Raw genomic sequence first — 23,080 nt, forward strand, 5'->3', positions numbered from 1 at the left:
TCATCATGACCGGCTTTTTTTATGGACGAAACCTGCGCTTACGACGCGGCGTTGGCGCTTTCGGCGCTGCGCAACCGGTCATAAGCCGCCGCCAGCAACAGCACCAACAGCGTCGGCTGCAGCCAGACCAGGCCCTGTTCGGCCAGCGGCAGCGTGTCGAACCAGGCGGGCAGCAGGCCGCTGAAGCTGGAGGAATTCAGACCGTCGGCCAGGCCGAACGCCAGGCTGGTGGCGATCACCGGCACGAAGACGCGTTTGGCGCTGCGCCAGCGGTTCTGGCTGAAGCTGAGCAACACCAGCGCGATGCAGGGCGGGTAGATCGCCGTCAACACCGGCAGCGAGACGCGGATCAGATTGGTCAGCCCCATGTTGGAAACCAGCATGGCGAAGAGGGCGAGCAGGACCACCAGCGTGCGATAAGAAAGCGGCAGGTAGCGGGAGAAGAAGTCCGCGCAGGCGCAGGTCATGCCGACCGCCGTCACCAGGCAAGCGATGAACATCAGCACCGCCATAAAGACGCTGCCCAGATCGCCGAAGGTGTGCTGCACATAGGCGTGCAGGATCGCTGCGCCATCCTGAGCGCCGCTCCCGACCAGGCTGCCGCTGCCGGCGCCGAGCTTGAACATGCAGATATAGACCAGCGTCAGGCCGACACCGGCGATCAGGCTAGCCCACAGGGTATAACGCAGCAGCAGGCCGCTGTCGCTGACGCCGCGTGAACGGGCGGCGGTGACGATAATGGAGCCGAACATCAACGCCGACAGCGTATCCATGGTTTGATAACCCTGTACGAAGCCGGTGGAAAATGCCGATGCCTGATAGCTGCCGACGGCGGAGAGCGGCGCGCCGGCGGGCCAGATCAGGGCGGCGATGCCGAGCGCAGCCAGCGCCAGAATTTTCAGCGGTGCCAGAATATGACCGACGTTATCGAGCAGGCGACCGGGATACAGCGAGACGATCATCGCCAGGGTAAAGAACAGCAGGCTATAGATGAACTGCGGCAGGGCGCCGTCGCCGGTGAAAGGCGCGATGCCGAGAGCGAAAGAGACATTGGCGGTTCGTGGCGTAGCGAACAGCGGGCCAAGCGCCAGGTAGCAGACGGTCGCCAGCAGCAGGCCGGCGCGGCGGCCGATCGGGCCGGTCAGCAGGCTGATGCTGCCGCCGACGCGCGCCAGCGCGATCACGGCGATCACCGGCAGAGCGACGGCGGTCACCATAAAGCCGAGGGCGGCCGACCACAGATGCTCACCGGACTGCAGTCCCACCAGCGGTGGGAAAATGATGTTGCCGGCGCCGACAAACAGGGCGAAGGTCATAAAGCCCAGGGCGATAATGTCTTTCGAGGATAATTTCTTGGTCATAACGGTATGGCACTGCCTGTATTCATGAAATAAACGGCCTGGCTGCAGAGGACAGGCGCGTAGGGCAGCGAGCGCCCGCAAAAATTTTCGTCCGGCAGGATATAATAATTCGGCGATAAAAACCTGATTAATGCAGCGCCGTTTATCCTGGCGTGAACCGGCCGCCCATGATGAATAACGGCGGCCGGCAAGGCGCTGCGGGCGTTGCGTCAGCTTGCGCGCGCCACCATGTCTATCGACAGCGGGATTTCGATATGCGGTTTGAAAGAGTCGTAGGCGAAAGAAACGTGGCCGTCTTCGACCGGTTTGCGGGTGAAGAAGATCAGCATGTCGCGGGTCGAATCTTTACGCTTGTCCTGCGCTTCCACCGGCGAGAGGCTGTGTTTGCGCTCGTGGTCGACGATCAGCAGGGTGTCGAGGAAATGCCGGTGCTGTATTTCTCCCAGAATCAGCTCTCGCCGGGCCTGATCGAATTTGATGCCGCTGGTTTCGCGCATATCGTGAATAAAAGTCTTGGCGCTGTCGGCGGTCATGTTGTCGCAGCCGAGGAAAGTCGTCATGGTGTGGTCGACGCCGTCGCTGTGCACGCCCTCCAGCGCCGGTTCGCCCAGCATATGCGGCGTGGTGACGGTGCGCAGGTTGAATACGGTGCAGACGAACTTATTGATATCCTGATTAAGCCGGGCGCGAGGCGTCACGCTTACGCCGTCGATCACATAGGCTTTGAATTTCATCAGCGCCTGAAAGACCGTATTCAGCTGCAGATCGTCGTTGATGCCGCGAAAATGGCGAACCTGGCCAGAATCGTAGCGGATGAAGTCTTCCTCGACGGAAAGCACGAACGGCTGGAACTCCAGCCGTTCGATTTGGGCGCGATCGAAGTCGAAACAGAAGCGGCCGTTTCTGGACTTGCGGAAAGGCAATGTAGGATCGTCCGCCAGATTGCCGCTGACCTGCTGCAGCTTGGCGAAATCTTCCGGCCGTGCGCCCAGTTCCAGCAGAATCTCTTGCATGGTGTCGCCGGGGATAAAGGCTGAGCGGTGTTCCTGGTAGGCCTTCTTAACTTCATCAAGCAGGGATAACTGTCGCATTTCTCGGTTGCCTCACGAATGATGTGGCGGTTATGAAATCTTGCTGCCGATTTCGACATCGAAATCGGGTTTCAGCAAGACAGTGCCTTGATCCCTGGTGACCGCGGCAAGTACCAACACTTCGGATTTAAATCCGGCAACCCGTCTGGCGGGGAAATTAACGACGGAGATGACTTTTCTGCCGAGCAGTTCATCTTCCTTATAGTTCTCGCATAATTGCGCCGAGCTGTTTTTAATGCCAATTTCCTCACCGAAATCAATACGCAGTTTATAGGCGGGCTTTAACGCCTTGTCGTTATATTCCACGGAAATAATTTCGCCGATACGCATATCCAGCTTCATAAAATCAGTGATTTCGGCCATGGGACAGTCCGGTTAATTAAGTGGCTTCAGGAAGGCTAGCAAAGGGAAATTATCCCGGCAATGTGGCTAATGGAGAGATATTCCTCGTCGGATGTAGTAATTAATTTACATTTATGTAACCTGACGGGGTTAATTATAAGCTTTGTAAATTATATAAAATTGAAACCTCCTTATTTTCGGATGATTAGGGCGAGTACGTTGGTATGAGCGCTGCGCCAACGCTGTTAAGACAGTGTTAAATTGGTTAGTATGCTTGGCAGTAATTCATCAATCGCATTTGTTCAGGTAGTGACATGGAAATAACCCACAATGCAAAACGCGATCGGCGTCAGGCATTTATCGCGCCGTTTTTCCTGATATTAATTTGGTCGACGGGATTTATCGCCGCGCGGGCGGTGGCGGATCATGCCGATCCCAAACTGTTCCTGACCTTTCGCTTTTTGATCGCCGCGGCGGTATTCGCTCTGCTGGCGCTGCATTGCGCCTGGCCCAAGGGGCGCCAGTTCGTCATGCACTTGCTGACCGGCATGCTGATGAACGGCGTTTACCTCGCCGCAAGCTGGTGGGCGGTGGCGAACGGCCTGGCGGCTGGTGTGATGTCGCTGATCGGCGGCTTGCAGCCGCTGTTCACCGCGCTGATTTTCGCGCTGGTGCTGCGCAAACCGATAGGATTGCGCTCCTGGGCCGGGTTAGCCGTCGGTTTTATCGGCGTTGCGCTGGTGCTTTCCCCCCGGCTGACCGGCATCGACGTCGGCAATATGGCGCTGCTGCCGATCCTGATGGGCTTTGGCAGCATCGTTGCGCTGACGATCGGCATCATGGTGCAGAAGTCTTCGCTGGCGGCGGCCGATCTGCGGGCGGCGGGCGCTATTCAGCATCTCGGCGCGGCGATCGTGACCGGCGTATTGGCGGCCGTGATGGGCTCCGGTGCCTGGGATAATTCGCCAACGCTGTGGTTCTCGCTGCTGTGGTCGGCCGGCGTCTTGTCGCTGGGCGGCACCGCGCTGTTCATCTGGATGGTGCGCCACGGCGATTTGACTCGCATTACCGCGCTGATGCTGCTGGTACCGCCGGCGGCGGCGCTGCAGGCTTACGCGCTGTTTGGCGAGTCGCTGTCGCTGGTGCAGTTGGCGGGTTTCGTCCTGACGCTGCTGGGGGTCGCCATCGTACAGCGAATTCGCCTGCTGCGGCGCTCTCGCCTGGCAGAATAGTCTGCGACAGTCAGTACCGCAAAGCCCGCGCTGTCGGGCTTTTTCATTGTTTGAAAATCGTCCAACCTCACAAAACCGAAAGATAACAAAGCAACGCCGTTGCCTCGTCGTGCTTATTAACTATATGTTAATTTTTGGTTTGTTAAATGTTATCAGGGGATGGATGATGATGAAAAGAATCAGCGCTACCGTGGCTGCAATCACCTTACTGGGTTCCGTTTCCGCCTATGCGGCCTTCCCGGCGGGTTACCCCGCCGACTATCAGAAGCTGGTCGACGGCGCGAAGAAAGAAGGCAAGGTGGTGATTTACTCGACCACCGACACCAAGGCGGCAGCGCCATTGATCCAGGGGTTTGAGGCGTTGTATCCGGGCATCAAGGTCGAATACAACGACATGAACAGCACCGAGCTATATAACCGCTTTATCAGCGAGCAGGCGGCCGGCGGCACCAGCGGCGACGTGGTGTGGAGCTCGTCGATGGACACCATTTTGAAACTGGCGGGCGATTACGCGCAGGAATACGCCTCCCCCGAGCAGGCTCAACTGCCGAAATGGGCGGTATGGCAAGAGAAAGTGTATGGCACGACCTATGAGCCGGTGGTGTTTATCTATAACAAACGCCTGATCCCGCAAGGGGATGTGCCGGATTCGCATGCGGCGCTGGCCAAGCTGATCGCCGGCCAGACGGACAAATTCAAGAAGAAAGTCACCACTTACGACATCGAAAAATCCGGCGTCGGCTTCATGCTGTCGGTGCAGGACTTCAAGGCCGATCCCAACTACTTCAAAACGCTGGCTGACGTGGCCAAGGGCGGGCTGGCGGTGCAATCCTCCACCGGCACCATGATGGAGCGCGTCTCTTCCGGTGAAAACCTGATCGGTTTCAATATCCTTGGCTCGTACGCCGAGGCGCGCGCCAAGAGCGATCCGTCGCTTGGCATCGTCTATCCGAAAGACTACACCCTGGTGCTGTCGCGCGTGAGCTTCATCAGCAAAGAGGCCGGCAACCCTAACGCCGCCAAGCTGTGGTTCGACTACGTGCTGTCGGAAAAAGGGCAAAATATCCTCGCCAACCAGGCTGACATTCCCTCGATCCGCAACGATATCGAAGGCAAGAACGACATCGACGGCATGACCAAGCTACTGGGCAATGCGCTCAAGCCGATTCCGGTCGACGACAGCCTGCTGGAATATCTGCAGCCGGCCAAGCGTCTCGACTACATCAAACAATGGCGCGCCGCGGCGGCGAAATAACAGGGACTGCATTCGGACGCGCGCCTGTCGCACCGGCGCGCGCCCTTTGGTCGTCGTTTACAACCATAGGGAGCATTTATGCAAGCATGGCGCAGAAAGTGGCAGAGCCTGCCGCGCGGCCTGGTGGTGTTGATAACCGCGCTGGTTATCTATGTCCCCCTGTCGTTTATCATCATTCAAAGCTTCCTCTCGGCTCCGTTTTTCTCCCCTTCCAAGGTCTTCAGCCTGGAGGCCTTCGAGTTCATCTTTACCGATCCGGATTTCTACAAGGCGCTGAGAAGCGGCTTTATTCTGGCATTCGGTCTGGTGATCATCGCCATCCCGCTCGGCGGCATTTTGGCCTTCCTGATGGTGCGCACCGATCTGCCGGGGCGGCGGATCATCGAACCGCTGATTCTGGTGCCGATCTTCGTGTCGCCGATGGTGCTGGGCTTCGGCTATGTGGTGGCGGCGGGGCCGGTGGGCTTCTTCTCACTGTGGGCGGAGGCGTTGTTGGGCTTCGTGCCGTGGAACATCTATTCGATGGCCAGCATTGTGGTGATCGCCGGGTTAACGCACGTGCCCCACGCCTACCTGTACATCTCCTCGGCGCTGCGCAGCGTGGGTTCTGACGTTGAAGAAGCGGCGCGCACCGCCGGCGCTACACCGCTGCAGGTGATGACCGCCGTCAGCCTGCCGATGGTGCGGCCGTCTATCCTGTACGCCGGGGTGCTGCTGTTCTTCCTCGGGCTGGAAGTGTTCGGCCTGATGCTGGTGCTGGGCGATCCGGAAGGCAACCTGGTGCTGGCGACCTACCTGTACCAATTGACCAACAAGCTGGGCACGCCGTCTTACCATCTGATGGCGGCGGTAGCGGTGGTGCTGATCTGCATCACCATTCCGCTGGTGATGCTGCAGCGCCGGCTGATGCGCACCGCCAACCGCTTCGTCACCGTCAAGGGCAAAGCCTCGCAGGCTCGCGCATTGCCGCTCGGCAAATGGCGCTGGGTGGCCGGTGCGGTGGTGGTGTTCTGGCTGACCATCACCATCGGCGTGCCGCTGATCGGCGTGGTGCTGCGGGCCTTTATCTCCAACTGGGGCGTGGGCGTGTCTGTCTGGGACGAACTGTCGATCAACACCTTCCGCACCATCTGGGCGCAGCCCAACCTGCTGCGCGCCATCGTCAACTCGATGGCGATCGGGGTGATCGGCGGGGCGCTGGCGGTGGCGTGTTACCTGTTTATCGGCATCGCCATGCACCGCAAGCCGGATGGCGCCACGCGCTTCCTCGACTACAGCGTGCTGGTGCCGCGCGCGGTGCCGGGGCTGTTGGCCGGTCTGGCGTTCCTGTGGGTGTTTCTGTTCCTGCCGATGTGGCTGGACAAATCGCTCAAGGAAGGGTGGCTGTCGGCGCTGCCGATGGCCGAGTGGCTGCGTGAGAACGGGATTGTCTGGCTGCGTTCGCTGCGCAGCACCATCTTCAGCGTCTGGCTGGCGTACACCGTGGTGTGGATGGCCTATGGGTTGAGGCTGATCTCTTCCACGCTGCTGCAGGTGGGGCCGGAGCTGGAGGAGGCGGCGCGCAGCGCCGGCGCCAGCCGCGGCCAGATCACCCGCCACGTGACCATTCCGCTGTCGCGCTACGGCCTGATCGGCTCCTGGCTGCTGATGTTCCTGATCTTTGAACGCGAATATTCCACCGGGGTGTATCTGCTGTCTCCGGGCACGGAAACCATCGGCTCGATGCTGGTTTCCCTGTGGGCCGCGGGCGCTATCGATATCGTCGCCGCGCTGTCGTTCATCAATATTCTGCTGGTGGTGCTGGGGTTAGGGATCGCCTTGCGCTTTGGAGTGAAATTACATGATTGAACTTTCGGTAGAGAATCTGCATTTGACCTATGGCGACAACCCGGTGCTGAAAGGGGTGTCGATGGATCTCAAACGGGGCGAAGTGGTCTCGTTGCTGGGCCCGTCGGGCAGCGGCAAAACCACGCTGCTGCGGGCGGTGGCCGGGCTGGAGAAACCGAGCCAGGGACGGATCGTCATCGGCAACAGCGCGGTGTACAACGGCAGCGCGCGCAGCGAAATTCCCGCCGAAGAGCGCAATCTGGGGCTGGTGTTTCAGTCCTACGCCCTGTGGCCGCATAAAACGGTGTTTGAGAACGTCGCTTACCCGCTGAAGCTGCGTAAGACCGGCTCGGCGGAGATCGCCCAGCGGGTACAGGCGGTGCTGGATCAGCTCGGGCTGGGGCATTTAGCCAAGCGCCACCCGCACCAGCTTTCCGGCGGCCAGCAGCAGCGCGTGGCGATCGGCCGCGCACTGGTCTACAACCCACCGGTGATCCTGCTGGATGAGCCGCTGTCCAACCTCGACGCCAAGCTGCGTGAAGAGGCGCGGGTATTCCTGCGTGAACTGATCATCAAACTGGGTCTGTCGGCCCTGATGGTGACTCACGATCAAAACGAGGCGATGGCCATCTCCGATCGCATCCTGCTGCTCAATAACGGCAAAATCGAGCAGCAGGGCACGCCGCAGGAGATGTACGGCTCGCCCACTACGCTGTTCACCGCCGAGTTCATGGGCAGCAACAACCGCTTGCCGGGCAAGATCGTGGCGCTGGAAGGCGATCGGGCGCGTATCGAAGGCAAGGATTGGGCGCTGTGGGGCAAAGCGGGCGCAGGCGTGCAGGTTGGCCAAGAGGGGACGGCGGTGATCCGCGTGGAGCGCGTGCGGTTGGGCGAAGATCCGCAGGGCAACCAGCTTGAGCTGCCGTTGCTGACCAGCATGTATCTCGGCGATCGCTGGGAATACCTGTTCCGCACCGTGGCCGAAGATTTCGTGGTGCGCGCCTACGGCCACGAGGCGCGCGAGCAGGCGCTGTGCCGGCTCTCCCTGCCGGCCGAGCATCTGTGGATATTCCCGAAAGCCTAATCAGGACGCCCGCTGATGCGGGCGCTTCGTTTACAGATCCAGCACCAGCCGGCTGCCTTTGGCGCGTGAGCAGCAGATCAACAGGGTTTGCTGCGCTGCGCGCTCTTCGTCACTGAGATACTGATCGCGGTGATCGGCTTCCCCTTCGACGATGCGGGTTTCACAGGTGCCGCAAATGCCTTCGCGGCACAGGCACTCAACCTTGGCCGCCTTGCTGTTTTCCAGCGCCTGCAGGATGGTCATGTCTTCCGCCACTTCAAGCTCAACGCCCGAGCGAGCCAGCACCAGCGTAAAGGCGCCGCCCGCCGTGTTTTCGGCGGCAAAGGCCTCGCTGTGTAAACGCGCCGGGTTAATGCCCAGTTCGGCGGCGATCTGGTAAACCGCTTCGTTCAGCGCCGCTGGGCCGCAGACGTAAATATGAGCGCCGGGTTCCACGTCGGCCAGCGTGCGCGCCAGATCCAACCGGCCGTTAAGGCTGGAGACATGGCAACTGACGTGGTCGGCGAATGGCGCTTGCATCAGCTGTTGCTGAAAGGCGTTGTGTTCCTCGCTGTGGAAACAATAGTGCAGATGATAGCGTTGCCCACTGCGCTGCAGCTCGTGCAGATGGGCCATAAACGGCGTGATGCCGATGCCGCCGGCGATCAGCACGTGATGCTGCGCCTCCGGCGCCAGCGCGAACAGGTTATTCGGGGTGCTGATGGTCAGCGCATCGCCGACTGCGAGGCGGTCGTGCATGAAGTCGGAACCGCCTTTGGAAGGGGATTCGCGTCGGACGGCAATCTGATAATGTTCGAGCTCGAACGGCGAGCTGAGCAGCGAATAGGCGTTGCTGTAGCGCCGCTCGCCGTCCTGCATCTGCACGATGATGTGGCTGCCGCCGCTGAAGGCGGGCAACGGCCGGCCTTGGGGATCCGCCAGGGTAAAGCGCTTGACCTGTGCGGTGACGGTTTCGATGTCGACGACGCGAACATCAAGCATCTGATAGCTGGTCATTCATTGGCTCCAAAGCGCGGGCGTCCCCGCGCATGAAAAAGTTATACCGCCTGGCACAGGTATTTGAGCTCCAGATAGTCTTCGATGCCGTATTCGGAGCCTTCGCGCCCCAGGCCCGACTGTTTCACCCCGCCGAAAGGCGCCACTTCGTTGGAGATAAGCCCGGTATTGATGCCGACCATGCCGTACTCCAGCCGTTCCGAAACGCGCCAGATGCGCGCCGCATCGCGGGTGTAGAAGTAGGCGGCCAAGCCGTAGATGGTATCGTTGGCCTGGCGAATCGCCTCGGCCTCGTCATCGAACACCACCAGCGGCGCGACCGGGCCGAAGATCTCTTCTTCCAGCAGCAGTGAGCCGGGCTGCACGTCGCCCAGCACCGTCGGGGTGAAGAAGTTGCCGCCCAGCGCGTGCGGCGTGGCGCCGGTCAGCACCTGGGCGCCTTTGCTCAGCGCATCATCGAGTAGCTCCAGCACCTTGTCGCGCGCCTTGCGGTTGATCAGCGGGCCTATTTGCACGCCCGGTTCGAAGCCGTTGCCGACCTGCAGCGCCGCTACCCGGGCGACAAATTTTTCGGCGAACTGGGTGTAAACGCCGCGTTGTATGTAGAACCGGTTGACGCACACGCAGGTCTGCCCGGCGTTGCGGTATTTGGCGATCAGCGCGCCTTCCACCGCGGCATCGATGTCCGCATCGTCAAACACGATGAACGGCGCGTTGCCGCCCAGTTCCAGCGATACCTTCTTGATGGTGTCCGAGCTCTGGCGCATCAGCAGCCTGCCCACCGGCGTGGAACCGGTAAAGCTGAGTTTGCGCACCTGCGGGTGGCGGGTCAGCTCGGCGCCGATCGCCTGCGAGTTGCCGGTCACCACGTTGAACACCCCGGCGGGAATGCCGGCGCGCTCGGCCAACTCGGCCATCGCCAGCGCCGAGTAAGGGGTCTCGTTGGCGGGTTTGACCACCAGCGTACAACCGGCCGCCAGCGCCGGCGCGGCCTTGCGGGAGATCATCGCCGCCGGGAAGTTCCACGGCGTGATCGCCGCGCACACGCCGATGCCTTGCTTCAGCACCATCAGGCGTTTGTCGCTGCTCGGCGAAGGAATGATGTTGCCGTTGGTGCGCTTGGCCTGTTCGGCGAACCATTCGATAAAGGAAGCGGCGTAGCGGATCTCGCCCAGCGACTCCGCCAGCGGTTTGCCTTGTTCCAGCGTCATCAGGCTGGCCAGATCCTGCTGGTGTTCCAACATCAGTTCGAACCAGCGGCGCAGCAGCTGGGCGCGCTGTTGCGCCGGCAGCGCGCGCCAGCCTTCCAGCGCTTGCTGAGCGGCGTCGATCGCCCGTTGGGTTTCGGCCGTCGCCATATTGGGCACGCTGCCGATGAGTTGGCCGGTGGCAGGATCGCTCACCGGCAGCGTTTCCTGGTTGTCGGCGTCGCGCCACTGGCCGTTGATGTAGGCCTGTTGACGCAGTAGCGCCCGATCGGAAATATTCACAAAGAACCTCACAAGTCAGGGAAAGGGGCCCGTGGGCCCCGTCGCATCAGGGTTGATAAACCTGCGCCAGCAGATTGTGGAAGTGGGCGATGCCGTGTTCGCTGACGCCGCTGCCGGCGCCGTCGGCCATGATGCGCCCCTGCCCGCGATAGCCGCGCGATTTGAGGCCTTTTTGCACGCTCTCCACCAGCCGCAGGTCTTCCGGGCGGAACACGTCGCGGTACCAGTCGATCAGCTTGAGCTGCTCCTCGCTCAACTCGGCGTTGGTAAAGTAGATGTCGTAGTGCTGCAGGGTGGTTTCCGCATCGACCGGGAATTCGTAAATCACCGTCATCATGCCTTCCAGCGGCGGCATGTTGAACATGGTGCACGGCCACAGCCAGATGCCGTGGAAGCTGGCTTCTTTGCCCTCTTCAAACTTGAACGACTGCTCTGAAGGGCGGGCGTAGCCGAACTGCAGCGTCCAGTTGCCGTGCAGGGTGTGCCAGTAGCGATCGACCTGCACCGAGTCGGCGAAGCCGGGGTGTGCCGGGCCACAGTGGTAGCACTCGAGGTAGTTGTCGACGATGTTCTTCCAGTTGGCCGGGGTGCGGGTGACGAAGCGCGCCGCCAGCTTGAGATCGTCGACCTGCGGGCAGGCTTCGCGCACTTTGGCGCCGAGGCCCGGCAGCTGGTCTTCTACCGTGCCGGCCTGCGAGTCCAGATTGACGTAGATAAACCCGGCGTATTCTTCGACCCGCACCGGCATCAGGTGCGAGTTTTCTTTATCGAAGTTCTGCACGTTTTCACAGTTGCGCGCGTGCGCCAGCTCGCCGTCCAGCTTGAACGCCCAGGCGTGGTAAGGGCAGGTGATGACGTTTTTCGCCCGGCCGTCACCCGCCAACAGCTGGTGGCCGCGGTGCGGGCAGACGTTGTAAAAGGCGCGCAGCACTTTGTCGCGGCCGCGCACCACCAGAATGTTTTCGCCGATGATCTCGCGGGTAATGTAGTCGTTCGGTTTGGCGAGCTCGCTGCGGTGCGCCACGCAGATCCAGCTGGTGGTGAACACCTGCTCTTTTTCGTGCTCGAACGCCGCCTGGTGGGTATAGAAACGGGCCGGAATGGTGTAAGCCTCGCGGGCGTCGGCGCAGAAATCTTTCGGTAAGGTAAATTCAGGGATCAGAGTGCTCATAAGTTAACCTTCCTCTTTCTTATTGTCATTTCGCCATAGGGCGCGGTTGATACGACGATGGAGCGGAGAGTTCGGCGGCCGGCGGCGCCTCGGGCAGCGCCGGCGGGCTGCTTTCGATCAGGTGCGCCGGAATGGCCGCGTAGTCCTGCTTCAGCCAGCGGGCGAAGCCGTAGGTTTTCACCAGCAGCACCAGCAGGAACGGCAGTGCGGTCAGGATCACCGTGGTTTTCATGGTGTCCAGCGAAGCGCCGGTGAACAGGATCGACAGCGGGATCAGGGTGATCACCACGCACCAGAACAGGCGCAGCATCGGGCTGGGATCTTGCCCTTCCTGCAGGTTGCGGGTGCTGGTGGCGGCCATGGTGTAGGCCACGGCGTCCATATGGGAGGCCAGGAAAATGATCATGATGAACAGATAGGCGGCCAGGAACAGCTTGCCGAGCGGCAGCGCCGTCAGCAGCATCTGCACGGCGGTTTCGCCGCCCTGGGTGCTGAGGATCTCCGGCACGTTGAGCTGCCCGCTGATGAACTGGTGCATGGCGTAACTTTCCAGCGAGCCGAAGAAGAACCAGCAGCCGAGGGTGCTGCCGAGCAGCAGCGCCCAGATCACCTCTTTAATCTTGCGGCCGCGCGAGACGCGGGTGACGAACATCGCCACGCCCGGGGTATAGGAGATCCACCACAGCCAGTAGAACACCGTCCAGCTGCGGCTGAAGCTGCCGTCGCCCATCGGGTCGGTGAACAGGCTCATCTGCAGGAAGTTTTGCGCCGTCAGGCCGATGGCGTTGATGGTGTTGTTGATGGTGAACTCGGTCGGGCCGACCAGCAGCACCAGCCCGGCGAAGGCGAAGGCGCCCCAGCCGACCATTTTGCTCAGGCGCTGCATACCGCCGTCGATGCCGATGTAGGAGCTGAGACAGAAGATCACCGCCGCCAGCAGGATCACCGTTGCCTGTACCGTGAAGTTATCCGGGATGCCGGTCAACGCCGTCAGCCCGCGGGTAAAGGTGGAGGCGGTCAGCACCAGCGAAATGGTGAGGGCGCCGACGGTGGCGACCAGGAAAATCAGATCCACCATCCGCCCGATCGGGCCGTTGGCGCGCACGCCGGTGATGGCGGAAATGATCCCCGACAGGCTGAGCCCTTTGTTCTTACGCACGTGGAAGTGGTAGGCCATGATCAGCGAAGCGAGGGCATAGGTCGCCCAGGCGCTCAGGCCCCAGTGGAAGAAGGAGTAGCTGATGCTGTATTCCAGCGCCTTTGGGGTGCGCGGCGCGATGTTCAGCCCCGGCGTCTGGTAATAATACGCCCACTCCATCACCCCCCAATACAGGGTGGACGAGCCGAGGCCAGCGCAGATGAACATGAACAGCCAGGCCAGCGTGGAGTATTGCGGTTTGCCTTCGCCGAGGCGGATGTTGCCGTATTTGCTCAACGCCAGATACAGCACCACCAGCAGGGCGATCAGCACCAGGATTTGAATGGTTGAACCGAACAGCCGGGTGACGCCGTTGAAAATGGTGTTGGCGATAAGCGCGGATTGAGCCGGAAAGAGCATCAGGCAAATGGCGATCAGCGCAATACTGCACAGGCTGATGGCGATGAGCGTGACATCCTTTTTAGGGGTGCTCTGCATGGGAGTGAACTCCTGTTATCGGTGGTGGGCCGGTGCGCGAAGCGTAGGGGGGCGCCCGGGCCTTATTGGTTGGAACCCTTTGTTTTGTTACACCGCGAGGAGCAAACGCCCCGGCTGAACGCCGCCGGGAATATTTACTCTTCATTAACATTTTCGAGTGTGCACAAATTACAGGAGGGCCACAATTGGGGCATCTGTAAAAGGATAAAACACAGTATGTAAACAATTTGTTGTGATCTTGACCGGGGTATTGGCGTGCTTTCTGCGGTGGTTTTCAGCGGATTTGCGGCGGCGATCGAAGCGGAAAAACGGACGTGGCGAAGCAGGGCGCGAAAGAGCGCCCTGCGCGGGAAAATCAACGGCGTTTAGCGTTGCAGCAGGGCGGCGATCGCCTGGCCGACTTGCTGGGTGGAGGCGTCGCCGCGCATGTCCGGCGTGCGCGGCCCGTCGGCGATGATGCGTTCGATCGCCTGCAGGATGCCATCGTGCGCCTGGCGGTAGCGGGCATCGCCGTCGCCGAGGAAGTCCAGCATCATCGCACCGCTCCAGATCATGGCGATCGGGTTGGCGATGTTCTTGCCGAAAATGTCCGGCGCCGAACCGTGCACCGGCTCGAACAGCGACGGGAAGTTGCGTTCCGGGTTCAGGTTGGCCGACGGCGCGATGCCGATGGTGCCGGTACAGGCCGGGCCGAGATCCGACAGGATATCGCCGAACAGGTTGGAAGCCACCACCACGTCGAAGCGTTCGGGGTTCAGCACGAAGCGCGCGCACAGAATATCGATGTGCTGTTTATCCCAGGCAATATCAGGGTATTGGCGCGCCATCTCCGCCACGCGCTCATCCCAGTACGGCATGCTGATGGCCATACCGTTGGACTTGGTGGCGGCGGTCAGACGCTTGCGCGGGCGCTGCTGCGCCAACTCAAAGGCGTATTTCAGGATGCGGTCGACGCCCTGACGGGTGAACACCGACTCCTGGATCACCATTTCGCGTTCGGTGCCTTCGAACATCCGCCCGCCGAGCGAGGAGTATTCTCCTTCGGTATTTTCGCGCACCACGTAGAAATCGATGTCGCCCGGCTGCTTGTTCGCCAGCGGGCAGGGCACGCCGGGAAACAGCCGCACCGGGCGCAGGTTGACGTATTGCTCGAAGTCGCGGCGAAATTTCAGCAGTGAACCCCACAGCGAAATGTGGTCGGGCACCGTGTCCGGCCAGCCGACGGCGCCGAAATAGATGGCGTCGAAGCCCTTGAGCTGTTCAAACCAATCGTCCGGCATCATCTGGCCGTGGTGCTGGTAGTAGTCGCAGCTGGCCCACTCGAAGGTGTCGAATTCCAACGACAGATCCCAGCGCGCCGCCGCTGCCTGCAATACCCGTATGCCTTCCGGCAACACTTCCCGTCCGATACCGTCCCCGGGGATAGCGGCAATCTTGTAAGTTTTGCTCATACAGAGGTCTCATTTGTAGGTAGGGGAGATTGACAACACTGTTATCCTATAATTGACTAACTGTTAATCAATCGCGAAAACGGTGAAACATAAAACACGAATCATGAATAATATGCCGATCCTGAGTGACCTGCGGGTGTTCGTGCTGGTGGCGCGCCGCGCCGGGTTCGCCGCCGCCGCCGAAGAGCTGGGCGTTTCGCCGGCCTTTATCAGCAAGCGCATCGCGCTGTTGGAGAAGGCGCTGGACGTCTCGTTGCTGCATCGCACCACGCGGCGGGTGGCGATCACCGAAGATGGCGAACGCATCTACGAATGGGCGCAGCGCATTCTCAACGATGTCGATCAGATGATGGACGAACTGTCCGAAGTGCGCCAGGCGCCGCAGGGCATGCTGCGCGTGGTCAGCAGCTTCGGCTTCGGCCGGCGTTTCGTGGCGCCGGCGCTATCGGCGCTGGCCAGGGAGTATCCGCAGCTGGAACTGCGACTCGACGTGTCCGATCGGCTGGTGGATCTGATCAGCGAAGGATTCGATCTGGATATCCGCATCGGCGACGATATCGCCCCTAATCTTATCGCGCGCAAGCTGGCGGACAATCAGCGCATTCTGTGCGCTTCGCCGGCGTACCTGCAGCGCCACGGCGTGCCGAAAAGCCCGGCGGAGCTGGCGGGCCGCGCCTGCCTGGTGATCAAGGAGCGCGACCACCCGTTCGGGCTGTGGCGGCTGCAGGGGCCGGGCGGCGAAGAGACGGTAAAGGTGACGGGGGCGCTGGCGTCGAACCACGGCGAAATCGTGCACCAGTGGTGCCTGGACGGGCAGGGCGTCGCGCTGCGTTCCGCCTGGGACGTGAAAGAGAACATCGACAGCGGCCGGCTGGTGCATATCCTGCCGGAGTACTATCAGCCGGCCAACATCTGGGCGGTATACGTGTCCCGGCTGGCAACGTCGGCGAAAGTGCGGGTGACGGTCGAATTTTTGCGCGATTATTTCCGCGAGCACTATGGCGAAACGGGGGCGGCAGGTGAAAATTCGTCGCGGCCTTGAGGCCAAAAATGTGCGCCAGATCATCTTATGCTCGTAAAACTCCCCTCCGTTACTTGTGGAACTGTTGCTCCTGTTCCTTTTGCCAAAACTTTGGTTTATGCTCAGCTGAAGCGTTTCAGTTGAGACACTCTTCGACAGAAATGCCGATGTGACGGCGGCGAAAAGCCGCTGAAGCGCGGGAATAATGCAAACGCGGAGATTCACAGCGGGCGGTGCGATCCACTACTCTATGCGGGTTAGTGAGACAACCAGTCAGCGCCGGCCCGGCGCCGGTGAATCAGCCCGGCGGGGAAGGCCCTTTTTCAGGAGCAGCATGACCATCCGCATAGCGATAAACGGCTTTGGCCGCATCGGCCGCAGCGTATTGCGCGCACTGTACGAATCGGGACGACGGGCGGAAATCTCCGTGGTGGCGATCAACGAGCTGGCGAACGCCGAGGGCATGGCCCATCTGCTGAAGTACGACTCCAGCCACGGCCGCTTCGCCTGGGATGTGCGGCAAGAGTGCGACACGCTGAGCGTCGGGGACGACGCGATTCGCCTGTTGCATCAGCCGGCGGTGGAGCAGTTGCCCTGGGGCGAGCTGGGCGTCGATGTGGTGCTGGACTGCAGCGGCGTGTACGGCAGCCGGGCAGATGGCGAGGCCCATCTGGCGGCGGGGGCGAAGAAAGTGCTGTTCGCCCATCCGGGCGGCAACGATCTGGACGCCACCATCGTGTTCGGCGTCAACCATCAGACGCTGCAGGCGGAGCATCGCATCGTGTCCAACGCTTCGTGCACCACCAACTGCATTATTCCGGTGATCAAGCTGCTGGACGACGCTTACAGCATCGAATCCGGCACCGTGACTACCATTCACTCGGCGATGAACGATCAGCCGGTGATCGACGCGTATCACGCGGATTTGCGGCGCACCCGCGCGGCGAGCCAGTCGATCATTCCGGTCGACACCAAGCTGGCCGCGGGCATCACCCGCATCTTCCCGCAGTTTTGCGATCGCTTCGAGGCTATCTCGGTACGCGTGCCGACCATCAACGTGACGGCTATCGATCTGAGCGTCAGCGTGAGCGCCGCGGTAAAGGTGGCGGAGGTCAACCAGCTGTTGCAAAAGGCCGCAAGGGAATCATTTCGTGGTATAGTTGACTACACGGAATTACCATTGGTCTCGATCGATTTTAACCATGACCCGCACAGCGCTATCGTCGACGGTACGCAGACCCGGGTCAGCGGGCAGCACCTGATAAAGACCTTGGTCTGGTGCGACAATGAATGGGGCTTTGCCAATCGGATGTTGGATACAACACGGGCAATGGCCGCCAGCGGTTTCTAGTACGGCGGCGCCGGCGTGATTGGCGCGCTGCTCAGGCAATTTTATAGAGATTCAATAAAGAGGGTTCACCATGTCTGTAATTAAGATGACCGATCTGGATCTGGCGGGTAAACGCGTACTGATCCGCTCCGATCTGAACGTGCCGGTAAAAGACGGTAAAGTGACTTCCGACGCGCGTATCCGCGCTTCCCTGCCGACTATCGAAGCTGCGCTGAAGCAAGGCGCCCGCGTGATGGTAACCTCCCACCTGGGTCGTCCTACCGAAGGCGAGTACAACGAAGAATTCTCCCTGCTGCCTGTGGTCAACTACCTGAAAGATCACCTGAAATCCCCAGTGCGTCTGGCGAAGGATTATCTGGATGGCGTCGACGTCGCCGAAGGCGAACTGGTGGTGCTGGAAAACGTCCGCTTCAACAAGGGCGAAAAGAAAGACGACGAAACCCTGTCCAAGAAATACGCGGCGCTGTGCGACGTGTACGTGATGGACGCGTTCGGTACCGCGCACCGCGCGCAGGCTTCCACCCACGGCGTGGGCAAGTTCGCGCCAGTCGCCTGTGCCGGCCCGCTGCTGTCCGCCGAGCTGGAAGCGCTGGGCAAGGCTCTGGGCAACCCGGCCCGTCCGATGGTCGCCATCGTGGGCGGTTCTAAAGTCTCCACCAAACTGACCGTGCTGGATTCTCTGTCCAAAATCGCCGATCAGCTGATCGTCGGCGGCGGCATCGCCAACACCTTCGTGGCGGCGCAGGGCAACAACGTGGGCCAGTCCCTGTACGAACCTGACCTGATCCCGAACGCGCAGAAACTGCTGGAAACCTGCGACATCCCGGTTCCGACCGACGTGCGCGTCGCGACCGAGTTCTCCGAAACCGCGACCGCGACCGTGAAGCAGGCCAACGAGATCCAGGACAACGAGCAAATTCTGGATATGGGCGACGTCTCTGCCGAGCGTCTGGCCGTTATCCTGAAGAACGCCAAGACCATTCTGTGGAATGGCCCGGTTGGCGTATTCGAGTTCCCTAACTTCCGTAAGGGCACCGAAATTGTCGCCCGCGCGATCGCCGATAGCGACGCTTTCTCCATCGCTGGCGGCGGCGACACTCTGGCAGCCATCGATCTGTTCGGTATCGCTGACAAAATTTCCTACATCTCCACCGGCGGTGGCGCATTCCTGGAATTCGTTGAAGGGAAACCGCTGCCTGCAGTCGTGATGCTGGAAGAGCGCGCTAAGCAGTAATTCAGACAACGGGAGGCGAAAGCCGCCCGTTTGTTTTATACCGCGCGGCACAGGCTGCGCGGCGTGAAAACATCGATTTACATCCATCTACGGCCGACGAAACAGGACAAAGTAACATGTCTAAAATTTTTGATTTCGTAAAACCGGGTGTCATCACGGGTGATGACGTTCAGAAAGTCTTCGCAGTTGCTAAAGAGAACAACTTTGCGCTGCCAGCGGTAAACTGCGTGGGTACCGACTCCATCAACGCCGTGCTGGAAGCCGCAGCTAAAGTGCGTGCACCGGTCATCGTTCAGTTCTCCAACGGCGGCGCCGCGTTTATCGCCGGCAAAGGCGTGAAGACCGATGTGCCTCAGGGCGCAGCGATTCTGGGCGCTATCTCTGGCGCGCACCACGTTCACCAGATGGCTGAACACTACGGCGTGCCGGTGATCCTGCACACCGACCACTGCGCGAAGAAACTGCTGCCATGGCTGGACGGCCTGCTGGACGCCGGCGAGAAGCACTTCGCCGCTACCGGCAAACCGCTGTTCTCTTCCCACATGATCGATCTGTCTGAAGAGTCGCTGGAAGAAAACATCGAGATCTGCAGCGAATACCTGAAGCGCATGGCTAAAATCGGCATGACGCTGGAAATCGAACTGGGCTGCACCGGCGGTGAAGAAGATGGCGTGGACAACAGCCATATGGACGCTTCCGCTCTGTACACCCAGCCGGAAGACGTGGCTTACGCGTACGAAAAACTGAACGCCATCAGCCCGCGCTTCACCATCGCCGCTTCGTTCGGTAACGTGCACGGCGTGTACAAGCCAGGCAACGTCAAGCTGACCCCGACCATCCTGCGTGATTCTCAGGACTACGTGTCCAAGAAATTCAACCTGCCGCACAACAGCCTGAACTTCGTGTTCCACGGCGGTTCCGGTTCTACCGACGCAGAGATCAAAGAGTCCGTGGGCTACGGCGTGATCAAGATGAACATCGACACCGATACCCAATGGGCGACCTGGGACGGCATCCTGCAGTACTACAAAGCGAACGAAGCTTACCTGCAGGGCCAGCTGGGCAACCCGAAAGGCGCCGATCAGCCGAACAAGAAATACTACGATCCACGCGTATGGCTGCGCGCAGCGCAGACCAGCATGGTGACGCGTCTGGAGCAGGCCTTCAAAGATCTGAACGCGGTAGACGTTCTGTAATCTTCGGCACCTGTTGCACGATGTATAAGGCTCCCTGCGGGGAGCCTTTTTCGTTTTCAGCCCAGCAGGCCGGCGCCGACGTTGATAGACAGGCCCAGGATCAGCATGTTGAACGCGAAGGAGATCACCGACTGCAGCAGGGTGACCTTACGTACCTCCGCCGCCCCGACCGCCACGTCGGCGGTTTGCGATGCCACCGCAATGGTGAAGGAGAAGTAGGCGAAGTCCAGGTAGGTCGGCTCGGTGAGGTTGCCGGGGAACAGCAACGGCAAAGGATTCTGCTGCGCGCCCTGACGATAGAACTGGTGGGCATAGTGCATGGTGAAAGCGGTCGGCAGCAACAGCCAGGAGACCACCAGCGTGGCGCCGGTCAGCAGCAAATGCAGCGTTTTCAGCGAGCCGGCCACCTGTTTGGCGCTGCTCAATTCAAACAGGATCGCCAATAAGCTGACCAGACAACCGAGGCTGACCAGCGCCAGCACCATGCTGGCGCTTTCGTCTTGCCGCCGGGCTATCTGGCGAATGTGCTGCGGCGTGCTGATCAGCATCAGCCGCCAGAGAAACAGCAAATAGAGCCAGGCCAGCGTATTCCAGCCGATCATCAAGCGCTGCAGCAGCGAGAGCTGGGCTGGCAGCAGCAGAAAGCACAGCAGCCCGGCGCCGACGGAAAACAGCAGCCTGGGCCGCACTTGCCAATAGTGTTTGAGCGAAGAGCGAATGTGCATGAAAAACGGATCCCTTATCGTGAAATGGCCAACGCGCTGTTCTCAGCATAGAAGAAGCGGCGCGCGGTTTCGGCTATTTTTAACGCTGACGGTTGGCATGAGCCTTTAATGTTGGTTACCCTAAGGCGGTGGTTTCCTACTGGCTATCGAGGCCAGTGTATTTTTGCGAGTTTCTCCCGTTAGGGACTGAGTTAGGACGACACGAATGAAAGATTTGAATGTAGTAGACGGCATCAACGGTGCCGGCGACTGGTTGGTGAAGAACCAGGATCTGTTGATCCAGTATGCGGTGAATATCGTCGCTGCCATCGTTATCCTGATTATCGGTTCGATCGTGGCGCGCGTGGTCGGCAATGCGCTGAACCGCGTAATGAAGCTGCGCGGCATCGACGCCACGGTGGCGGATTTCCTGTCGGCGATCGTGCGCTACGGCGTGCTGGCATTCACCTTCATCGCGGTGCTGGGGCGCGTCGGCGTGCAGACCACCTCGGTGATCGCCGTGCTGGGTGCCGCCGGTTTGGCCGTCGGTCTGGCGCTGCAAGGGTCGCTGTCCAACTTCGCCGCCGGCGTGCTGCTGGTGATCTTCCGTCCACTGCGTGTGGGTGAATATGTCGATTTGGGCGGCGTGGCCGGCACCGTCGATCAGGTGCAGATTTTCTCCACCACCCTGCGGACTTCCGACAACAAAACCATCGTGGTGCCGAACGGTAAAATCATCGCCGGCAACATCATCAACTACTCCCGCGAACCGAACCGCCGCGTGGATATCGTGGTGGGCGTGGCCTACAACGCCGATATCGACGTGGTGAAGAAGGTGCTGGGCGACGTGATCGCCGCCGACAAGCGAATCATGCACGCCAAAGGCGTGACCGTGCGTCTGAACGAGATGGCGCCATCGTCCCTGAACTTCGTGACCCGTTCCTGGACCACTAACGCGGAATACTGGAACGTGTACTTCGATCTGATGGAAAACTTCAAGCGCGCGCTGGATGCCCACAACATCGGCATTCCGTTCCCGCAGATGGACGTGCATCTGTATCGCACCGAAGACGCTTCCGCCAAGGCGGAATAACAGAGAAGGGGGCCTTGGCCCCCTTTTTTATTGCGGGCCGAGACGCTGCCAATGGCATCTCGGCCTTTTCTTTTCCGCGAGTTCAGACGCCGGCCGCCGGTTCGGTGAGCGGCGCGCGGCGACGCAGGCTGAGGCGATAAAGCAGGAAGATGGCGGCGGCGCCCAGCAGCGCCGGCAACGCCAGCCAGAGGAAGAACACTTCCGGCGATCCGGCTGCGGTCATCATCCAGGCGCCGAGCATCGAGCCGACAATTGAGCCGAAGCGGCCATTGGCCATGGCCCAGCTGACGCCGGTCACCCGGGCTGCGGTTGGGTAGAGGGTGGCGGAAACCAGATTCAGGCCGTTCTGTGCACCGGCCACGCCGAAGCCGATCAGGAACACAATGGCGGCCAGCGTGTAGGCGTCGCCCATCAGGTAGCCGGTAGCGCCAATCACCAGCGCGGCGCCCAGGTAGGAGACGGCCAGCACGCGGTAGGGCCCGATCCGGTCCATCAGCAGCGCCATGAGGATGGCGCCCAGGGTACCGCCGAGCGGCACCATGGCTCCGATGCGCGAGGCGTGGACGATGTCGTAACCGGCGTCTTTGAGGAGAGTCGGCAGCCAGCTGGTGAGCAGATAGAACACAAACAGTGAACAGAAGAACGCCGCCCATAGCAGCAGGGTGCGCACGGCGCGGCCTTCGATAAACAGGTGTGATATCGGCGATTTGACCTGCGCCGGGCGCTCGTCATCGACAATCGTCACACCGGCCCAACGCTGGCCGGTGATGCGCTCGACCACCCGGCGCAGCCGATCGGCGTGTTTGGCGCTGGCGGCCATAAAGCGCACCGACTCGGGCATCTGCCAGGCCAGCAGCGGCAGCAGCGCCAACGGCGCGATACCGCCGACCAGCAGCAGGCCGCGCCAGCCGAACGTCGGAATGATCTGCCCGGCCAGCAGGCCGCCCAGGGCCAACCCGGCGGTGAAGCCGCTCCAGCTCAGGGTGACCATCAACATGCGCCGGCGCGCCGGTGAGTATTCCGAGCTGAGAGTGATGCAGGTCGGTATCGCGCCCCCGAGGCCAATGCCGGTGATGAAGCGCAGCAGGGTCAGGGATTCGATCGAATGCGTATAGGCCGAAGCCAGGGTGCAGCCGCCAAACACCAGCACCGCGACGAGCAGCACGCGCTTGCGGCCGATGGCGTCGGCGAGCGGCCCGAACAGCAGGCTGCCGAGCAGCAGGCCGAACAGGCCTGCGCCGAAGGCGGGGGAGAGCTGCGCAGGCAGCAGATCCCACTCTTCGCGCAGCGCCGGGGCGATATAGCCGATGATGGCGGTATCGAAGCCGTCCAGCAGGGCGATGAGGAAACATAAGGTCAGGATCAGGATTTGGTAGGGTGAGATCCTGGCGCGATCGATGATTTCGCTGATGCGAGCGGTATCTGGGCTCATGAGGGTTCCACTGTTATTAAGCTGTTGTGGGCTGGCTGAGGGGCCGTTCAGGCCGCTGTGGCTGGCATCGCGTAGAAACCCGAGTATACACCAGAGGGGGGGCGTTGCGGGGA

General features: G+C 60.8%; 19 protein-coding genes. 9 read left to right on the forward strand and 10 right to left on the reverse strand.

The features are described from left to right. Positions 1-38: 38 nt before the first annotated feature. The 3 genes from brnQ to GKN89_RS17215 all read right to left on the reverse strand — a co-directional run bounded on the left by brnQ (position 39) and on the right by GKN89_RS17215 (position 2,815). Positions 39-1,361: a branched-chain amino acid transport system II carrier protein gene (gene brnQ, locus GKN89_RS17205; RefSeq protein WP_019455602.1), complete on the reverse strand. Its 1,323-nt coding sequence runs from the start codon at positions 1,359-1,361 to the stop codon at positions 39-41. Between the two features lie 209 nt (positions 1,362-1,570). After that, positions 1,571-2,452: a 2OG-Fe dioxygenase family protein gene (locus GKN89_RS17210; protein WP_019455603.1), complete on the reverse strand. Its 882-nt coding sequence runs from the start codon at positions 2,450-2,452 to the stop codon at positions 1,571-1,573. A 30-nt stretch (positions 2,453-2,482) separates the two neighbouring features. Then, entirely contained in the window at positions 2,483-2,815 is a 333-nt protein-coding gene (locus tag GKN89_RS17215) for a tRNA-binding protein (protein WP_019455604.1), read from the reverse strand. 293 nt (positions 2,816-3,108) lie between these two features. Between GKN89_RS17215 and GKN89_RS17220 the strand changes: the two genes are divergently transcribed. From GKN89_RS17220 to GKN89_RS17235, 4 genes are all read left to right on the forward strand, one after another. Continuing rightward, on the forward strand, positions 3,109-4,026 hold the full coding sequence (locus GKN89_RS17220; RefSeq protein WP_154747430.1) for a DMT family transporter: 918 nt from the start codon (positions 3,109-3,111) through the stop codon (positions 4,024-4,026). Between the two features lie 166 nt (positions 4,027-4,192). Beyond that, positions 4,193-5,281, forward strand: coding sequence for an ABC transporter substrate-binding protein (locus tag GKN89_RS17225; protein WP_025160204.1), 1,089 nt, complete (start codon positions 4,193-4,195; stop codon positions 5,279-5,281). Positions 5,282-5,359: 78 nt separating this feature from the next. After that, positions 5,360-7,129 (forward strand): iron ABC transporter permease, encoded by a 1,770-nt coding sequence (locus GKN89_RS17230; RefSeq protein ID WP_019455607.1) that lies wholly within the window; start codon positions 5,360-5,362, stop codon positions 7,127-7,129. Then, positions 7,122-8,192 (forward strand): ABC transporter ATP-binding protein, encoded by a 1,071-nt coding sequence (locus GKN89_RS17235; protein ID WP_019455608.1) that lies wholly within the window; start codon positions 7,122-7,124, stop codon positions 8,190-8,192. The genes GKN89_RS17230 and GKN89_RS17235 overlap by 8 nt, the downstream gene beginning before the upstream one ends. A 30-nt stretch (positions 8,193-8,222) precedes the next feature. Here GKN89_RS17235 and GKN89_RS17240 read toward each other — a convergent pair whose 3' ends face one another. The 5 genes from GKN89_RS17240 to GKN89_RS17260 all read right to left on the reverse strand — a co-directional run bounded on the left by GKN89_RS17240 (position 8,223) and on the right by GKN89_RS17260 (position 14,936). Beyond that, positions 8,223-9,188, reverse strand: coding sequence for a PDR/VanB family oxidoreductase (locus GKN89_RS17240; RefSeq protein WP_063917989.1), 966 nt, complete (start codon positions 9,186-9,188; stop codon positions 8,223-8,225). A gap of 41 nt (positions 9,189-9,229) precedes the next feature. Next, positions 9,230-10,678, reverse strand: a complete 1,449-nt coding sequence (locus GKN89_RS17245) for an NAD-dependent succinate-semialdehyde dehydrogenase (protein WP_370520223.1) — start codon at positions 10,676-10,678, stop codon at positions 9,230-9,232. Between the two features lie 46 nt (positions 10,679-10,724). Beyond that, positions 10,725-11,849 carry an aromatic ring-hydroxylating dioxygenase subunit alpha gene (locus GKN89_RS17250; protein ID WP_154747431.1) on the reverse strand — a complete coding sequence of 375 codons (1,125 nt, stop codon included), beginning with the start codon at positions 11,847-11,849 and terminating at the stop codon, positions 10,725-10,727. Between the two features lie 25 nt (positions 11,850-11,874). Continuing rightward, the gene (locus GKN89_RS17255; protein ID WP_063917986.1) at positions 11,875-13,485 is read right to left on the reverse strand and encodes a BCCT family transporter; all 1,611 of its coding nucleotides are present in this window, start codon (positions 13,483-13,485) and stop codon (positions 11,875-11,877) included. A gap of 365 nt (positions 13,486-13,850) precedes the next feature. Beyond that, positions 13,851-14,936, reverse strand: a complete 1,086-nt coding sequence (locus GKN89_RS17260) for a tartrate dehydrogenase (protein ID WP_004931578.1) — start codon at positions 14,934-14,936, stop codon at positions 13,851-13,853. 82 nt (positions 14,937-15,018) lie between these two features. Between GKN89_RS17260 and GKN89_RS17265 the strand changes: the two genes are divergently transcribed. The 4 genes from GKN89_RS17265 (at position 15,019) to fbaA (ending at position 19,738) form a co-directional block, all read left to right on the forward strand. Next, entirely contained in the window at positions 15,019-15,978 is a 960-nt protein-coding gene (locus tag GKN89_RS17265; RefSeq protein ID WP_303045840.1) for a LysR substrate-binding domain-containing protein, read from the forward strand. Between the two features lie 313 nt (positions 15,979-16,291). Next, positions 16,292-17,308, forward strand: a complete 1,017-nt coding sequence (epd, locus tag GKN89_RS17270; RefSeq protein ID WP_154747432.1) for an erythrose-4-phosphate dehydrogenase — start codon at positions 16,292-16,294, stop codon at positions 17,306-17,308. Between the two features lie 70 nt (positions 17,309-17,378). Then, entirely contained in the window at positions 17,379-18,542 is a 1,164-nt protein-coding gene (gene pgk, locus GKN89_RS17275) for a phosphoglycerate kinase (RefSeq protein WP_025160206.1), read from the forward strand. A gap of 116 nt (positions 18,543-18,658) precedes the next feature. Further along, positions 18,659-19,738 carry a class II fructose-bisphosphate aldolase gene (gene fbaA, locus GKN89_RS17280; RefSeq protein WP_019455616.1) on the forward strand — a complete coding sequence of 360 codons (1,080 nt, stop codon included), beginning with the start codon at positions 18,659-18,661 and terminating at the stop codon, positions 19,736-19,738. Positions 19,739-19,794: 56 nt separating this feature from the next. Here the strand turns inward: fbaA and GKN89_RS17285 are convergent, their stop codons facing one another. Then, positions 19,795-20,463 carry a DUF1345 domain-containing protein gene (locus tag GKN89_RS17285; RefSeq protein ID WP_019455617.1) on the reverse strand — a complete coding sequence of 223 codons (669 nt, stop codon included), beginning with the start codon at positions 20,461-20,463 and terminating at the stop codon, positions 19,795-19,797. A gap of 205 nt (positions 20,464-20,668) precedes the next feature. On the opposite strand from GKN89_RS17285, the gene mscS reads away from it, so the two are divergent. Further along, a complete protein-coding gene (gene mscS / locus GKN89_RS17290) occupies positions 20,669-21,535 on the forward strand; it encodes a small-conductance mechanosensitive channel MscS (protein ID WP_019455618.1) in 867 nt (288 codons plus the stop codon). A gap of 82 nt (positions 21,536-21,617) precedes the next feature. Here mscS and GKN89_RS17295 read toward each other — a convergent pair whose 3' ends face one another. Further along, positions 21,618-22,967 (reverse strand): MFS transporter, encoded by a 1,350-nt coding sequence (locus tag GKN89_RS17295; protein WP_154747433.1) that lies wholly within the window; start codon positions 22,965-22,967, stop codon positions 21,618-21,620. Between the last annotated feature and the right edge of the window lie 113 nt (positions 22,968-23,080).

Origin of the sequence: Serratia sp. YC16, assembly GCF_009707615.1 — a bacterium.
In the GTDB taxonomy this organism is placed as follows: Bacteria; Pseudomonadota; Gammaproteobacteria; order Enterobacterales; family Enterobacteriaceae; genus Serratia; species Serratia surfactantfaciens.

Excerpts from the sequence above, each read along its gene's own strand:
- GKN89_RS17210 (WP_019455603.1), bottom strand. The coding sequence starts at position 2,452 with ATGCGACAGTTATCCCTGCTTGATGAAGTTAAGAAGGCCTACCAGGAA.
- GKN89_RS17240 (WP_063917989.1), bottom strand. The coding sequence starts at position 9,188 with ATGACCAGCTATCAGATGCTTGATGTTCGCGTCGTCGACATCGAAACC.
- GKN89_RS17260 (WP_004931578.1), bottom strand. The coding sequence starts at position 14,936 with ATGAGCAAAACTTACAAGATTGCCGCTATCCCCGGGGACGGTATCGGA.
- GKN89_RS17250 (WP_154747431.1), bottom strand. The coding sequence starts at position 11,849 with ATGAGCACTCTGATCCCTGAATTTACCTTACCGAAAGATTTCTGCGCC.
- GKN89_RS17285 (WP_019455617.1), bottom strand. The coding sequence starts at position 20,463 with ATGCACATTCGCTCTTCGCTCAAACACTATTGGCAAGTGCGGCCCAGG.
- GKN89_RS17230 (WP_019455607.1), top strand. The coding sequence starts at position 5,360 with ATGCAAGCATGGCGCAGAAAGTGGCAGAGCCTGCCGCGCGGCCTGGTG.
- GKN89_RS17295 (WP_154747433.1), bottom strand. The coding sequence starts at position 22,967 with ATGAGCCCAGATACCGCTCGCATCAGCGAAATCATCGATCGCGCCAGG.
- GKN89_RS17220 (WP_154747430.1), top strand. The coding sequence starts at position 3,109 with ATGGAAATAACCCACAATGCAAAACGCGATCGGCGTCAGGCATTTATC.
- GKN89_RS17215 (WP_019455604.1), bottom strand. The coding sequence starts at position 2,815 with ATGGCCGAAATCACTGATTTTATGAAGCTGGATATGCGTATCGGCGAA.
- brnQ (WP_019455602.1), bottom strand. The coding sequence starts at position 1,361 with ATGACCAAGAAATTATCCTCGAAAGACATTATCGCCCTGGGCTTTATG.
- GKN89_RS17235 (WP_019455608.1), top strand. The coding sequence starts at position 7,122 with ATGATTGAACTTTCGGTAGAGAATCTGCATTTGACCTATGGCGACAAC.
- epd (WP_154747432.1), top strand. The coding sequence starts at position 16,292 with ATGACCATCCGCATAGCGATAAACGGCTTTGGCCGCATCGGCCGCAGC.
- pgk (WP_025160206.1), top strand. The coding sequence starts at position 17,379 with ATGTCTGTAATTAAGATGACCGATCTGGATCTGGCGGGTAAACGCGTA.
- fbaA (WP_019455616.1), top strand. The coding sequence starts at position 18,659 with ATGTCTAAAATTTTTGATTTCGTAAAACCGGGTGTCATCACGGGTGAT.
- GKN89_RS17255 (WP_063917986.1), bottom strand. The coding sequence starts at position 13,485 with ATGCAGAGCACCCCTAAAAAGGATGTCACGCTCATCGCCATCAGCCTG.
- mscS (WP_019455618.1), top strand. The coding sequence starts at position 20,669 with ATGAAAGATTTGAATGTAGTAGACGGCATCAACGGTGCCGGCGACTGG.
- GKN89_RS17225 (WP_025160204.1), top strand. The coding sequence starts at position 4,193 with ATGATGAAAAGAATCAGCGCTACCGTGGCTGCAATCACCTTACTGGGT.